Source organism: Pedobacter frigidisoli (assembly GCF_032678525.1).
Classification (GTDB): domain Bacteria; phylum Bacteroidota; class Bacteroidia; order Sphingobacteriales; family Sphingobacteriaceae; genus Pedobacter; species Pedobacter frigidisoli_A.
In genome coordinates, this window is record NZ_JAVTSE010000005.1 from 236,623 (window position 1) to 251,310 (window position 14,688).

General features: G+C 44.6%; 12 protein-coding genes. 7 read left to right on the top strand and 5 right to left on the bottom strand.

Features of this window, described 5'->3' with window-relative positions; all coding sequences use genetic code 11:
• The first annotated feature begins 2 nt into the window (after positions 1–2).
• The 7 genes from R2Q80_RS15590 (at position 3) to R2Q80_RS15620 (ending at position 10,854) form a co-directional block, all read left to right on the top strand.
• The gene (locus tag R2Q80_RS15590; RefSeq protein WP_316800486.1) at positions 3–2,351 is read left to right on the top strand and encodes a sensor histidine kinase; all 2,349 of its coding nucleotides are present in this window, start codon (positions 3–5) and stop codon (positions 2,349–2,351) included.
• A complete protein-coding gene (locus R2Q80_RS15595) occupies positions 2,341–3,744 on the top strand; it encodes a sigma-54 dependent transcriptional regulator (protein ID WP_316800487.1) in 1,404 nt (467 codons plus the stop codon). The genes R2Q80_RS15590 and R2Q80_RS15595 overlap by 11 nt, the downstream gene beginning before the upstream one ends.
• 172 nt (positions 3,745–3,916) lie before the next feature.
• A complete protein-coding gene (locus R2Q80_RS15600) occupies positions 3,917–5,869 on the top strand; it encodes a sigma 54-interacting response regulator (RefSeq protein WP_316800488.1) in 1,953 nt (650 codons plus the stop codon).
• Positions 5,870–6,084: 215 nt separating this feature from the next.
• A complete protein-coding gene (locus tag R2Q80_RS15605) occupies positions 6,085–6,903 on the top strand; it encodes an alpha/beta hydrolase (protein WP_316800489.1) in 819 nt (272 codons plus the stop codon).
• A 162-nt stretch (positions 6,904–7,065) separates the two neighbouring features.
• The gene (locus R2Q80_RS15610; protein WP_316800490.1) at positions 7,066–7,578 is read left to right on the top strand and encodes a (2Fe-2S)-binding protein; all 513 of its coding nucleotides are present in this window, start codon (positions 7,066–7,068) and stop codon (positions 7,576–7,578) included.
• Positions 7,571–8,590, top strand: coding sequence for a xanthine dehydrogenase family protein subunit M (locus tag R2Q80_RS15615; protein WP_316800491.1), 1,020 nt, complete (start codon positions 7,571–7,573; stop codon positions 8,588–8,590). The genes R2Q80_RS15610 and R2Q80_RS15615 overlap by 8 nt, the downstream gene beginning before the upstream one ends.
• A gap of 23 nt (positions 8,591–8,613) precedes the next feature.
• Positions 8,614–10,854, top strand: coding sequence for a xanthine dehydrogenase family protein molybdopterin-binding subunit (locus R2Q80_RS15620; protein WP_316800492.1), 2,241 nt, complete (start codon positions 8,614–8,616; stop codon positions 10,852–10,854).
• Positions 10,855–10,864: 10 nt separating this feature from the next.
• Here the strand turns inward: R2Q80_RS15620 and R2Q80_RS15625 are convergent, their stop codons facing one another.
• From R2Q80_RS15625 to R2Q80_RS15645, 5 genes are read right to left on the bottom strand one after another with little or no spacing between them, the layout of a single operon-like run.
• Entirely contained in the window at positions 10,865–11,485 is a 621-nt protein-coding gene (locus tag R2Q80_RS15625; protein ID WP_316800493.1) for an ATP-binding cassette domain-containing protein, read from the bottom strand.
• On the bottom strand, positions 11,482–12,153 hold the full coding sequence (gene modB / locus R2Q80_RS15630) for a molybdate ABC transporter permease subunit (protein WP_316800494.1): 672 nt from the start codon (positions 12,151–12,153) through the stop codon (positions 11,482–11,484). Before modB ends, R2Q80_RS15625 begins: the two co-directional genes overlap by 4 nt.
• 10 nt (positions 12,154–12,163) lie before the next feature.
• Positions 12,164–12,931, bottom strand: coding sequence for a molybdate ABC transporter substrate-binding protein (gene modA, locus R2Q80_RS15635; RefSeq protein WP_316800495.1), 768 nt, complete (start codon positions 12,929–12,931; stop codon positions 12,164–12,166).
• Positions 12,932–12,941: 10 nt separating this feature from the next.
• Positions 12,942–13,451, bottom strand: coding sequence for a molybdopterin-binding protein (locus R2Q80_RS15640; protein ID WP_316800496.1), 510 nt, complete (start codon positions 13,449–13,451; stop codon positions 12,942–12,944).
• 1 nt (position 13,452) lies between these two features.
• On the bottom strand, positions 13,453–14,577 hold the full coding sequence (locus tag R2Q80_RS15645) for a cytochrome-c peroxidase (protein WP_316800497.1): 1,125 nt from the start codon (positions 14,575–14,577) through the stop codon (positions 13,453–13,455).
• Positions 14,578–14,688 lie beyond the last annotated feature (111 nt).

A 14,688-nucleotide genomic window follows, 5' to 3' on the forward strand; every position in this document is an offset into this window, starting at 1 on the left:
CGATGCTAAAATTCAACCTTTTTTCAGGAAAAATCCGGATCATACAGGCCCTCAGGATCAAAACTTTCTGCCTTTTACTGTGCAATTTGATTCTGCTGAACAGCCATGCGCTTGCTGTCCAAACCCGATTCACTAATCCTAACCCGGAAGACTCCCTGCAGAAATTAAATTCACGACTTAAAGCATCACAACCAGATTCCAATCGGGTGAAATGCTTACTCAGGCTGGCCGGTTACTTTATTAAGCAAGAATCCAACAGGCCTGAAAATCTGGCTAGCGCATCAAAACACCTGAAAGATGCAATGCACTTAAGCAAACAGATTAACTCCGCCGAAAGTGAATACCATACCTTAATGGCTTATGCACGCTTTTATAACGCACAGCACCTGAGAAAACAACAAGCCATTATTTATGAGCAGGCCATAAAACTGGCAAAAAAAATAGGCAACAAACACTACGAGGCAAATAGCTGGTACGCTTATTATGTAAATATTCCCGATACCGTATCAGATTACAGAAACAAATCTTTCTATAACCGGGCAGTTATGGCCTACCAGTTATACAAAGCAGTTGGATCTGGTTTTAAAGAAAAATACCTGGAAGCAACACTACTGCGTGCAATGGCCGATTTCCATCTCGAGGAAGAAAAATTCGACCTGGCAATCACCGAACTTTTTGAAGTGATTAACCTTGATAAGAAACATAAACTGCCCGACCTGCCAATGGCCTATGATTTAATGTCGGCCGTTTACGAAAGAAAAGGCGAACTGAGCAAAGCACTGAACTATGCCCTCTTGAGCGTAAAAACCGCTCAGGCTAATCACGAGGAAGTACTGGGTACCTACCTCAACAGAGTAGGCTCTGCCTACGAATCCATGGGCAAAGCGAAAGAAAGTATTTGGTGGTATAGCAAAACGCTTAATATACCCGATAAAAAGGATCCATTTCGTTTCGTTACTGCATGGGCAATTTCCAACCAGATGATTAAACTGGGCCAGGCAAAACAGGCACTATCCCTGCTTCAAAAAACCTGGAATGAGGTGAATAACGCCACAACAGGACATGAATCTTTTATGTATCTGGGTTTTGGAGAATGTTATACCGCATTAAAAAAGTACGATTTAGCTAAACAATACTTCGATAAACTGCTTGCAAAAAGCGAACAAAATGACTACTTCAATACCTTTCAAACTTCTTTGTTTTTCTCCTTAAGCGAATTTTACTTCGCCCAGAAAAAGTACCACCTTGCCCTGAAATTTGCCGGAATGGCAAAAGAAAATCAGATCAGCATGGCCCTGCCACGCCAGATCCGTTTGAATGAGCTTCTTTATAAAATCAACATCTCCATCAATAACCCGGCAGAAGCAATCCTCCGCCTGCAAACTTTCCACAAACTAAGGGATTCTATGCTGAGCCAGGAGAACCTGAATACCATCGAAAGATTGCAGATCGAGTTTCAGGCTTCGCAAAAGGAAAATGAAAACGAAATCCTCAGGAAAAAATCGCAGTTACAAAGTCAGGAACTGAATCGCATCCAACTGATAAAAAATGTAACCATTGCCGGGCTCGCTTTTTTAACCCTTGTATTGATATTGATATATGGCCGGTTCAGGTTAAAAAAGAAACTTCATGATACCCTTGTAAAGAAAAAAGACGAGATAGACCTTGCCTACGGGCAACTGGAAATGCTCGTGCAACAAAAAAATAAACTGATAGAGGAGAAAGAAGGCCTGCTAAAAGAGGTGCATCACCGCGTGAAGAATAACCTGCAACTCACCATGAGCCTCCTGAACAGCCAGAGTTATTACCTGGAGGATCTGGCAGCAATCGAAGCCATAAAAGAAAGTCAGCACCGATTAAAAAGTATTGCGTTGATCCATCAGAAACTTTATCAGACAGATACGGTAGCAACGATAAATATAAGGCCTTACGTGGTTGAACTGGTCGAATATTTGCAAGAAAGCCTAACCGGTAATAAAAAAATAAATTTCGAAATAGAGATGGTCAACCTTGAACTGGATATCTCTAAAGCTGTACCATTAGGTTTGATTATTAATGAGGCCATCACTAATATTTTCAAATACGCCTTCCCCTTTGTGCAGTTCGGCAAAATTGAAATCAGCCTGAAGGAGATCGAACCCAACCGCTATCACCTGCTGATAAAAGATAACGGCATTGGCTTGCCGCCGGATTTCGATCCTGAACGAAGCCATACCCTCGGACTGACCTTAATGATGGGCCTGGCCACGCAAATTGACGGCCTGTTCAGGATGGAAAATGAAAATGGTGTTTTAATCAGTTTAACTTTCGAACATACTTCCAAAGATTTAAGCGCATTGAATGATGAATAAATTGAAAGAAAAGATCCTAATCGTTGAAGATGAGTTCATTGTAGCGCACGATTTGCAGATGATTTTGCAACACGCAGGTTACGAGGTGGCGGGGGTAGCCAATGCGGTGAAGCATGCACGGGAGATACTGGATAAACAGGAAGTTGATATGGTATTGCTGGACATTTACCTGAAAGGCCGACTCACTGGAATTGACCTGGCGCACGATCTGATGGAAAGGGAAATTCCTTTTATCTACATCTCTGCAAATTCCAATGAAAAAGTGATGGAAGCAGCAAAATCCACCAGTCCTTATGGCTTTATCGTTAAGCCCTACCGCGAGCGCGATGTTTTACTAAGCATCGACATTGCCAGATATCGTAAACAACACAGCACTCAAATGAAGCAGAGTGCCAGCGAACTTCAGCAACCTGATCACCACAAACAAAATGACAAGCCCCCTGTTGCCACCCGGGAGTTCGAAAATATCATTGGAAAAAGCCCTGCGCTGCTGAATGTATTAAATAAAATAAAGATTGTGGCGCCAACGGACACTTCGGTATTGATTACCGGAGAAAGCGGAACAGGAAAAGAAGAAGTAGCCAGAAGTCTGCACCGCTTATCCACCAGAAACAGGAAACCTATGGTGGCCGTCAATTGTGCCGCATTACCGGGGGACCTGATTGAATCCATTCTGTTCGGGCATGAAAAAGGTGCATTTACGGGAGCCATCAGCACCCGGATCGGGAAATTCGAGGAGGCAAATGGTGGAACTATTTTTCTGGATGAAGTTGGAGAGATGCCCTTCGACCTTCAGGCAAAATTACTTAGGGTACTGCAGGAGAAAGAAATTGAGCGGATCGGTGGCAAAGCACCTGTTGCTGTCGATTTAAGAATAATTGCAGCTACCAACCTCCATCTGGAGAAGGAAATTGCAAAAGGCAGGTTCAGACTGGACCTCTTCTACCGCCTGAATGTTTTCCCCATTCATATTCCTTCTCTGGCCGAACGAAAATCAGATATCCCCCTACTCACTGCATATTTCGTGCAAAAGCATGCAAAAGCAACCGGCAGAAACATCACCGAAATTCCTGCCGGTTTTATCAGTCATCTCCTGCAATACAACTGGCCGGGAAACATCAGGGAGCTGGAACACCTCATCCTCAGGTGTATGCTCCTGTCTACAGATGGTAAACTGGATTCGATGCACCTGGAACCGGGTTTAATAACTGAGCTGCCTCCGGTTTCCAACACCATAAAATCCATTAGCGAAAACGAAAGAGACCACATCATCAGGGTGCTGGAATTATGTAAAGGAAAAGTGGCAGGCACCGGAGGCGCAGCCGAACTCCTGGGAATTCCCGCCACGACATTAAATTCAAAAATTAAAAAACTGGAGATTAAACGGTCCTGACATTTAGTAAATTGACGATATATCATGAATGACATAAACAAACAAAAACAATAAAATACTCAACAACAACAACTTAACGATTGGTATTTTTATTGTACTTACCCTGATACATCATAGCGCTCAACCAGTTTTGATTTTTACTGGTTTAAATTACGCTCGCCTAAAATAAAAAATGGAACAGAAGATTTTAATTGTAGAGGATGAATTTATTGTAGCAAACGATCTTCGGATTATGCTCGAAAAAGCCGGTTACAAAGTTTGTGGAATCGCCCCTTCAGTGGTTAAAGCCTTGGAATTAATTGCCTCCAAGCAACCAGACTGGATTTTACTCGACATTTTCCTGCAAGGCGATAAAACAGGGATCGATCTGGCAGGACAACTCACAGAAATGGGCGTTCCCTTCATTTATATTTCTGCAAATACCAATCAGGGAATTCTCGAAGCAGCAAAAGCAACCCTTCCCTACGGGTTTTTAGTCAAACCCTTTCGTGAAAAAGACCTGATGGTAATGCTCGACATTGCCCGTTACCGGCACGAACAAAACCTGAAGTACGATCAGCATAATGAGCCGTCGCTTCACAAGCAAATCGAACACATCGCCGAAAAACAGGAATCAATTGCCGAACGACTGAAACAGGTTAGCACCGCAATATATCCCGTTGTACCTTTCGATTTTCTTTGGATAACGAAAGTAACGCCAAGAACATCAGCCAAAGACGTGAATATTGCCCGACTGAGTGATGGAAAATTCAATGTACTCAACAATGAATCCTTGCTCAAAGAAACCAGTGTTTCAACGCGCGACTTTAAACTATGGAACGCATCCGCCGTAATACACAACGGGAAAGCCATTTACAATGGATATGATTTCCGCAAACTCAGAATGGAAAGCCCATGGACGCAAGCCCTTTCCAATCATTTCAGACTCGAATCTGCCCTGATTACCGAAGTAGAAAGAGCAGGTGAAACATTTCAGTTTATTTTTTTTAACCACCTGTCAGACCTGTACACTAAAGTTCATACCGGAATTTTAAATCAGTTCAAAAAAAGCCTTGAGCTGGTAGTTGATAAAATTATATACAGCAGGGAGATCCCGGGAGCATCTCCAGCTCCGAAAATAGTGAACATGGAAAAGGCGGTGGTCAGGAAAACGCAGAGCGAAGCAACACAAAATTTTAATGGCATCATCGGGAACAGCCCATTGTTGCACTCGGCATTTAGAAAACTGGAACTGGTAGCACCCGACGATACCTCCGTGCTGATTTTGGGTGAGAGCGGAACAGGGAAAGAAAAGATTGCGCACACTATCCATCAGTTATCTCCCCGGAAAAATAAACCCTTAGTCACAGTCAACTGCGCGGCGCTGCCATTAACATTGATAGAATCCGAACTTTTCGGACATGAAAAGGGTTCATTTACTGGTGCAAACGAAAAACGGATCGGCAAATTCGAGCAGGCCGACGGAGGATCAATATTTCTGGATGAGATCGGTGAACTGCCCCTGGAAGCACAGGTGAAATTATTAAGAGTGCTTCAGGAAAAGGAAATTGAACGTTTGGGTGGTAACTACACGAAAAAAATAAATGTCAGAATCATTACAGCCACCAACCGTAACCTGGAAAAGGAAGTTGCTGAAGGCCGGTTCCGTCTTGACTTATATTACCGGTTAAACGTTTTCCCAATAGAACTTCCGGCTTTAAGGCAAAGAAAAGAAGACATTCCGGCATTGGTGGCCTATTTTATTAACAAGTTCAGCAAAAGTGGTTCATCCACTGTCAATAAAGTTTCGGAAGAGGTTTTACAGGAATTACAGGACTACGACTGGCCGGGAAATATCCGCGAACTGGAACACTTAATCGAAAGGACCATGCTTTTAACCGAAGGAGAAACCATCACTAAAATTGATCTTCCCGATGCTGCATCCGGTATCGGATTTTCTGGCGAAGAGCTCTCCAAAATCCGAACAATGGAAGAAGTGGAAAGGGCGCATATATTAGCCATTCTAAAAATGTGCAAAGGTAAAATCTTTGGCCCCGGCGGTGCTGCTGAAATCCTGAACATTCCGTCGACTACCTTAAACTCGAAAATAAAAAAACTGGGTATCAAGTATGAGTTTGTAAAGTAAGCAGGTTATTAAAAGCGTAAATTAACGATATTTAGCTACAAAGCCAACAACACAAAATACTCAAAGCATTAATTTTAAGCAACTTACATAAGTGGCTCACAAATTGAATTAAACCTGACGTTAAAATATACGAAGCTCAGGTCTGGGGTAAATAAAATAAACCCTGATGAACAGCATTCTATAAATATTTATTATTTAATCTAACAACAAAAGCTATGAGTATTATTAAAGTAAAAGACGGAACCGAAATTTATTACAAAGACTGGGGAACAGGACAACCAATTGTTTTTCATCACGGATGGCCCTTGTCGGGAGATGACTGGGACACACAAATGATGTTTTTCCTTCAGCAGGGATACCGGGTTATCGCGCACGATCGTCGCGGACATGGCCGCTCGGGACAGAGTGCTAATGGCAATGACATGGATACTTATGTAGCCGATATTGCAGAATTAACAGCTGCACTTGATTTAAAGGATGCCATTCACATCGGTCACTCTACTGGTGGTGGTGAAGTGATTCGTTATGTTGCAAAGCATGGTAAAGGCCGTGTGGCAAAAGCAGTGTTAATCAGTGCCGTAACTCCGATCATGGTACAAAATGAAAGCAATCCGGAAGGTGTTCCAATGTCAATTTTCGATGAGATTCGCCAGGGAACCGGTTTCACCAGAGCACAATATTTTTATGATTTCCCCGTAGCCTTTTACGGATGGAACCGTGAAGGAAAAACAGTGCAGGAAGGTATAAAACACAACTGGTGGCGTCAGGGCATGATGGGCTCTGTATTGGCACATTATGCCGGAATTAAAGCCTTTTCAGAGTCTGACTTTACTGAAGATTTAAAAAGTGTAGAGATTCCGGTTCTGGTATTGCATGGAGAGGACGACCAGATCGTTCCATTTAACCAGGCACCACGCGCAGCTAAACTATTGCCAAACGGTAAGCTGATCTCTTACCCTGGCTTCCCACATGGAATGCCAACAACTGAAGCAGAAACGATTAATAAAGATATTCTTGAATTTATTAAATCGTAATCAGCCATATTAAACAAAACAGGCCCGGCTCCGCTCCGGGCCTGTTTTGTTTTACGAATTTTACAGCAAACTAAACTTATCCTGTCTTTTAATCCCCTGATAAAACTTATCGCTGATTTTTAATGTTAGCAATATAACAAGGCACAACTAACAAGCCATTTTATGCTAACAGAAACGCAGGACCTACAGCAAAAGTCAGCCGACAGCCATACCATTGGCTTAACAATAAACGGCAAAAACACCACCCTATCCATCCAGCCATGGGTAAGCCTTTTGGATTGCCTCCGCGATCACCTCAACTTAACCGGAACTAAAAAAGGATGCGACCACGGCCAGTGCGGCGCGTGCACAGTATTATGCGACGGTAAAAGGATCCTGAGCTGCCTTACCCTGGCGGTAATGAAAGACGGTGCCGACATTACCAGCGTGGAAGGCATTGCGGATGGGGATGAACTCCATCCCATTCAACAGGCCTTTATCGATCATGATGCCTTTCAATGCGGCTACTGTACACCGGGACAGATTTGTAGCGCAATAGGTTTATTGAAAGAAGGAAAGGCAAACTCCAGAGCAGAAGTAAAAGAACTGATGAGCGGAAACCTTTGCCGGTGTGGCGCAAACGTGGGAATCATTGATGCCATTATGCAGGTTAAAGATGGGGGCAGCTATGAATAACTTCGAATATAAACAAGCTTCAAACATTAAAGATGCCGTTAGCCAGGTAGCCGCCAGTGAGCACACCACTTTTATTGCTGGTGGAACGAACCTGATCGACTTGTGGAAATACAACATTACCCACCCTGCCGAACTGATAGACATTAATCACCTCATTGAACTTTCCGGAATTCTGGAAATGGAGGGTGGCGGACTTCGTCTTGGTGCCGCAGTGAAAAATGCAGACACCGCCTATCACCCCGTTGTTGAGCAGAAATACCCTCTGCTCTCAAAAGCAATTCTTGCGGGTGCATCCGCCCAGATCAGAAATATGGCTACCAATGGGGGGAACCTCTTGCAGCGCACGCGCTGTTATTATTTTTACGATCCTGAAGTGCCATGCAACAAACGAAACCCGGGTTCCGGCTGTCCGGCAAAAGACGGATATAACCGCATGCATGCCATCCTTGGAACCAGTGAGCAATGCATCGCCGTGTTCCCTTCCGATATGTGTGTGGCACTCGCTGCACTCAATGCAATGGTAAATGTTAGCGGACCAGAAGGTACCCGCGCCATACCGTTTAAGGAATTTCACCGCCTGCCGGGAGACAGACCCGATCTGGATAATAACCTGAAAGAAAATGAGCTAATTACTTCGGTCGACCTGCCCGAAAAAGGTTTCAATAAAAATTACTCCTACTTAAAACTCCGCGACCGCCACTCCTATGCGTTTGCATTGGTTTCGGTAGCCACCGCACTGGAACTGGATGGAACAATCATCCGTGAAGCCAGAATTGCACTGGGTGGCGTAGCACATCAACCCTGGAGATCAGTTGAAGCCGAAAAATTTCTGGAAGGTAAAACAGCTACCGCTGAAAATTTCTCTATGGCTGCAGATTTAATCCTGCAGGGGGCAAAAGGCTTCGGTGATAATGACTTTAAAATACAACTCGCTAAAAAAGCGATTATACGAAACTGCCTGATGGCGCTTCGTCCTGAAACACAACTTCCGGGTGCACAACCCGCTGCATAATTAAAAAAATATAAAACACTGGAATGGACTCGAATAAAACTGTTGGTAAACCAATAAGCCGCCTGGAAGGAAAGTTAAAAGTAACGGGAGCAGCAAAGTATGCAGCAGAATATCAGGTTGATCAGCTGCTGCACGGCTATGTAGTGAGCAGCCCCATTACCAAGGGGAAAATTGTTAGTATCGACATATCCCGGGCTATGGCCATTCCGGGGGTTATTCAGGTACTTTCACACAAAAACCGCCCTAAACTCGCCTGGTTTGATTTACAGTATACCGACATGGACGCCCCTCCCGGCACCGTTTTCAAACCGCTACATGATGAAAATATCCTTTACAACGGTCAGCCGATTGCACTGGTGGTAGCCGAAGATTTCGAAACCGCAAGATATGCATCTACCCAGATCCGGTTTGAGTTTGAAAGGCAGGACTTTCAAACCAGTCTCGACCAAAATGTTAATCAGGCCAGGGCTCCAAAAAAAGGCTTTGCAACTGCGTTGAAACCACCGCCGCCGCCGCCAACAGGTGATTTTGAGAAGGCTTTCACTAACGCTGCAGTTAAAGTAGAGGCCGAATTTCACCATGGTACCGAACATCATAACCCCATCGAACTCTTCGCTACGACAACCGTGTTCGAAGGCCCCGGAAAACTTACCATATACGATAAAACCCAAGGCACCATAAACAATCAGCTTTATGTAGCCAACATATTCGGACTCCGTTACAAAAACGTAAGGGTATTGGCACCATTTGTTGGGGGCGCCTTTGGCTCCGGCCTTCGCCCGCAATATCAGTTATTTCTTTGCGTAATGGCTGCATTGCATCTGGAACGTAATGTACGCGTGGTGCTGGATAGGAAGCAGATGTTTTCTTTTAGCCACCGTCCACCTGCTATACAAAAGCTCCGCTTTGGCAGCGATATCAATGGCCGCCTAACCGCACTTGGTCACCGGGTATTCGCTGAAACATCTAATTTTGAAGATTATACAGAACCTACAGCTTCGTGGAGCCACCGGTTATATCCGGCTCCAAATACCTCATTTGAACAAAAAGTCGTGCCGCTGGATGTTTACACGCCAATGGATATGCGCGCACCCGGCGGCAGCACTGCGCTCCACGCCATAGAGTGCACCATGGATGAACTATCCTATAAGCTGAAAATCGATCCGCTGGACCTTCGGCTGATCAACTATTCGGACATAGACCCATCCAGTAAAAAGCCATATACCAGTAAGGCTTTAAGGACATGTTACCTCGAAGCAGCCGAAAGATTTGGATGGGACAACCGGTCTCCTGAACCGGGAAGCATGTCCCGTGGCAATAAATTAATAGGCTACGGGATGGCTACCGGAATCTGGGATGCCTTCCAGTTTCCGGCACGCGTGGAAGCGATGATCACGGGCGATGGTAAACTCGTGCTAAATAACGCGACCACAGATATTGGAACAGGAACGCTTACCGTAATGACACAGATTGCCGCCGATGAACTCGGACTATCTATCGAAGAAGTGGATTTTCAGTATGGCGACAGCAAAAAGCCTTTCTCCATGTTTCAGGGTGGTTCAGCCATCACCTCATCCACCGGAGTTGCCATCGTTATTGCGGCAAAAGCACTGCGCAAAAAACTCCTGAAAAAAGCGGGGGAAATTCCCCACTCTCCTTTTCATAAAATTGCAGAGGAAGAGGTATTTTTCAACGCTGGACAGCTATGCCTGAAGAGTGACCCGGCCATATTCATCACCTTAAAAGATATTATTGCTTTCAATAACGGTCGCCCGATCAAAACCACCAACATGGGTAAACCGCATATGCTCAAACTTCGAAAATATAGTCTCGCCACCCACAGTGCTTCGTTTGTGGAAGTGGAAGTCGACAAAGATCTGGGCGTAGTTACTGTAACCCGCGCAGTGACCGCGGTCGCCGCTGGAAAAATCATCAACCCCAAAACAGCAAAAAGCCAGATTTTAGGCTCAATGGTTTGGGGAATCAGCAAAGCATTGCATGAAGAGACCATTATGGATACCAACCTGGGTAAATACATCAATACCAATCTCGGCGAGTACCACATCCCTGTTCATGCAGATATTGGCGAAATGGATGTGATTTTTGCTGAAGAGCAGGATGAGTTGATTAATGAGATTGGTACTAAGGGCGTTGGAGAAATTGGCCTGGTAGGCATGCCCGCAGCCATTTCCAATGCAATTTTCCATGCCACAGGGAAACGTATTTATAAATTGCCCATCCATTTTGACGAGTTGATCAGTTAAATTAGCCGGTTTACTCAGTGGTATTCAGCTGAAATACATCGCTTTCATCATCAAATGCTGTATCCTGATGGCTCACCAAAATCACGGTAGTTTGCTGTACTGAAAACAAAGTTTTTAACCGCTCAATCAGCCTGGTTTTAAGCGCAGCATCAAGGGCAGTAAATGGCTCATCCATCAGGAGCAGTCCAGGCCTGCTAGCGAGGGCCCTGAGGATGGCTAAACGTTGCTGTTGCCCTCCCGAAAGTGCCCTCGGATATCTGCCGCGCAATGCTTCCATCTCTCCGAGCTGGAGTAATTCATTTACGTAGGTCAGGTCATCTGTTCCATAAAGCAGGTGCTGTTCAACAGTCATATTCGGAAACAATGCATAGTCCTGAAAGACAAAACCAACACGCCGCTCCTGAATCTTTTTAGAATGCTTCTTTTCCCCGTCGAACCAAACCTCATCACCAGAGCTGATCCTTCCCTGGTCGGGATGAATAAAACCGGCAATTATCTTCAGTAAAGTGGTTTTGCCCACACCCGAAGGTCCGGATATTCGCGTTACCGCATTCAGGCGAAAGCTGGTGTCAACCTTCAGCCCGAAACTTCCAGGCGGCCCTGTTCTTTTCTCAATGTCGATGCGGATCATTCGAAAGGGCTTTTAACCGCGTTTCTGTTAATTACAAAAACACTGATGACAATTATAAAAGTGATCGCAAATAAAATGAGTGCATAGCTATTTGCCGAATGGTAGTCCATCATTTCAACCGCGTCATAAATGGCTATCGATGCCACCTTTGTTTCACCTGGTATGTTTCCGCCAATCATCAGCACCACGCCAAATTCGCCAAGTGTGTGGGCAAAAGTCAGTACCGCAGCCGTAAAAACCGAAGCTTTGATATTGGGCAGCAACACCCTGTAAAAAGTTTGTGTTTTCGATTTACCCATCATGTACGAAGCTTCAGCCATCGACCGGGGTAAGTGAGAAAAAGCCGCCTTAACCGGACTGATCATAAAGGGCAGGCTGTAGATTATGGAGGCCAGTATCAATCCGGGAAAGGAGAAGACCAGCTGCAGGCTGAAATGCTGGTGCAGCCATTTCCCAAAACCATTGTTCGGACTAAATGCAAGCAGCAGGTAGAATCCAAGTACAGAAGGAGGCAGCACCAGTGGCATGGTAATAATGGCTTCTGCAACAAGTTTTAAAATACTTTGCTTACGGGAAAGCCAGTAAGCCACAGGTATACCAACAAACAACAGAATCACTGTTGTAATCATTGCCAGTTTGATGCTAAGCCATATTGGTTCCAGATCCATCTATTTTTCTTTAGTCGGGCAAATGATAGCCATTGGCAGAGATAATCTTTTTTGCAGGGGCTGATGACAAATATTCATAAAACTTTAAAGCATTCTTTCCGCCCCTTTGTTTCGAATATTTGAGCAAAATAACACCCTGTTCAATTCGGGAATAGCTTTTCGGGTCCACCCTCGCCCACTTCAACTTCGACTGATCAACATTTTCATATAAAAAGGCCTCTGTAGTAAAGCCCATATCCACCACACCGGTTTGCAGGTAGGTATTCACCTGTGAAATGCTTTCCCCAAACACCAGCTTCGGACTTACCTGTTCGTGCAGTTTAAAGAAACTTAGACTTTCCTGAGCGGCCCTGCCATAAGGTGCCGTTTTAGGATTGGCGATGGCTATCTTCTTAACGCGTTCGTTTACCAGTAAAGACTGCCAGTTTTTGAGATCACCCGAAACTGATCCGCAAATGATTAAGCTTCCCAGGGCATACAACTTAGGTTTTTGAAGTCCGTACCCCCCGGCATAAAGTTTATCCGGAAATTCAGTATCCGCCGAAAGAAAAACTTCATAGGGCGCTCCGTTCATAATCTGAGTAGTAAGTTTTCCGGAGGCGCCAATAATGGCTTCTGTTTCAATACCCGTGCGCTTTTTAAAATCAAGCTGCAACTTTTTAATCAGTCCTTGTGCATTCGCCGCCACAGCAATACGTACCTTTTGTGCATGCAAATGCACCTGTAACGCCACAACAAAGAAAAGCATAAGGCTTAAAGCCCTGAATATTTTGATCATCTTTAATTGATTACGATTTAGCAAAGCCAATTTTGATACTATTCACCTGCTTGATACATCTGGCCGGCCGCTTGTCATCCTGAACAATGATTCTGAATGGTCCGTCAGCCGCAGCCAGTGGAGCTCCGTCAATCGTATCGGCAACAATGATTTTGTTATCTGAAAAGGCGGCATCAAGTTCCGCAAGGGCAAAGATCACCTGATAACCGTCACTCGCTTCCACAATCACATATTTGGTTAGGTTTTCACCACGTAATTCATTGCCCATGGTTGCACCGCCCTGAACCAGCAATTGCGACAATAAAACACCTCTATACTGATGTGCTTTATTATCGCGGTCATTTCGGGTTACGGTTATCCTGGGCATTTTTTGCAGCCCGGAAGATGAAATGGAAAACGGGCGACTCAGCTCACCACCAATCTTTAGTCCTGCTTCCGTCTTAGTCTGCGCATTGCTGATCGAAAAGCATCCAAAAACAAATAATAAAGGAAGGATTATGCTGGAAAAATACTTGTGCATTCTAGTGTTTGATAAAGGGATTTGAAAATTGTAGATTGGTAACAAAGGTAGAATCTGTAAGCGTATTTAAAAAAGCAATGAGGTCTTTCTTTTCCTGTGGCTTCAAATTTACAGCTATCTTGCCCTGATCGTTTGAAGCATTTTGAAGAAAAGCACTTAAAGCCCCTGAATGTTGAACATGCTCGCTATAATGTTCTACCACTTCCTCCAATGTGGCAAATCTTCCGTCGTGCATGTAGGGGGCCGTAAGGGCAATATTGCGTAAGGTTGGCACTTTAAACCGTCCCTGATCTGCTTCAAGTCCGGTAAAGGCTCCAATTCCGGCATCCTCATAAACTTTGTCCAAACCATTGTTATGAAACAATTCCAGGTAGTTCTTCGGTCCTCCGTGGCAATGTGAACAGTTGGCACCTCTGATCGAACGGGCGGGGTTTGGAGTGGTATTAAACAGCACCATGCCACGCATTTCAGCGTCAGTAAGCTGAACGGTATGATTCAGATAACCATCATATTTCGAATCCGCTGAGATTAACGATCGCTCAAACTGGGCAAGCGCCTTTACAATACGTTCACTGGTGATCTTTTCATCGCCAAAAACCACCCGGAATAACGCCGGGTAATAGGTAGTCGATTGCAGCTTCCTTACCGATACGGCCAGCGATTGCCCCATTTCGTGCGGATTAACCATCGGAAAACCGGCCTGCTCTTCAAGGGAACCGGAACGGGCATCCCAGAAGAATTTCCTGTTCCACAGCAAGTTCACCAGGGCCATCGTATTCCTGTCGGTATGGCTACCGTCTACCCCATCACTCAGTTTCCTGCCATCAGTAAAGGCTTTAGATTGCATATGGCAGCTGCCGCACGACATGGAATTGTTAGCCGAAAGCCGGACTTCATAAAAAAGCCTCCGCCCCAGGTATACCCCTTGCTTGGTGGTTGGGTTATCCGGAACAGTATTGATTCTGTTACCAAAATACGATGGATATTTAAATACATAATCACCCTGTTCTAAATTATCGTCTTCCTTTTTCAGGGAACACAAAGCAAAAAGTAAAGCAAACAGCAAAGGAATACCAGTCATCAACCGGCAGTTCCTTTTGTTAAACATCACTTTCCAAATTTCCATATCAATAATTTAAACTGTCTTTCCCAGAGCTAAAAATAGTGTTTTCAAGCTACAGATTCACAAATATCACACGATTTCCCCGATGAGCGCTGATATAAATTACGGATATTT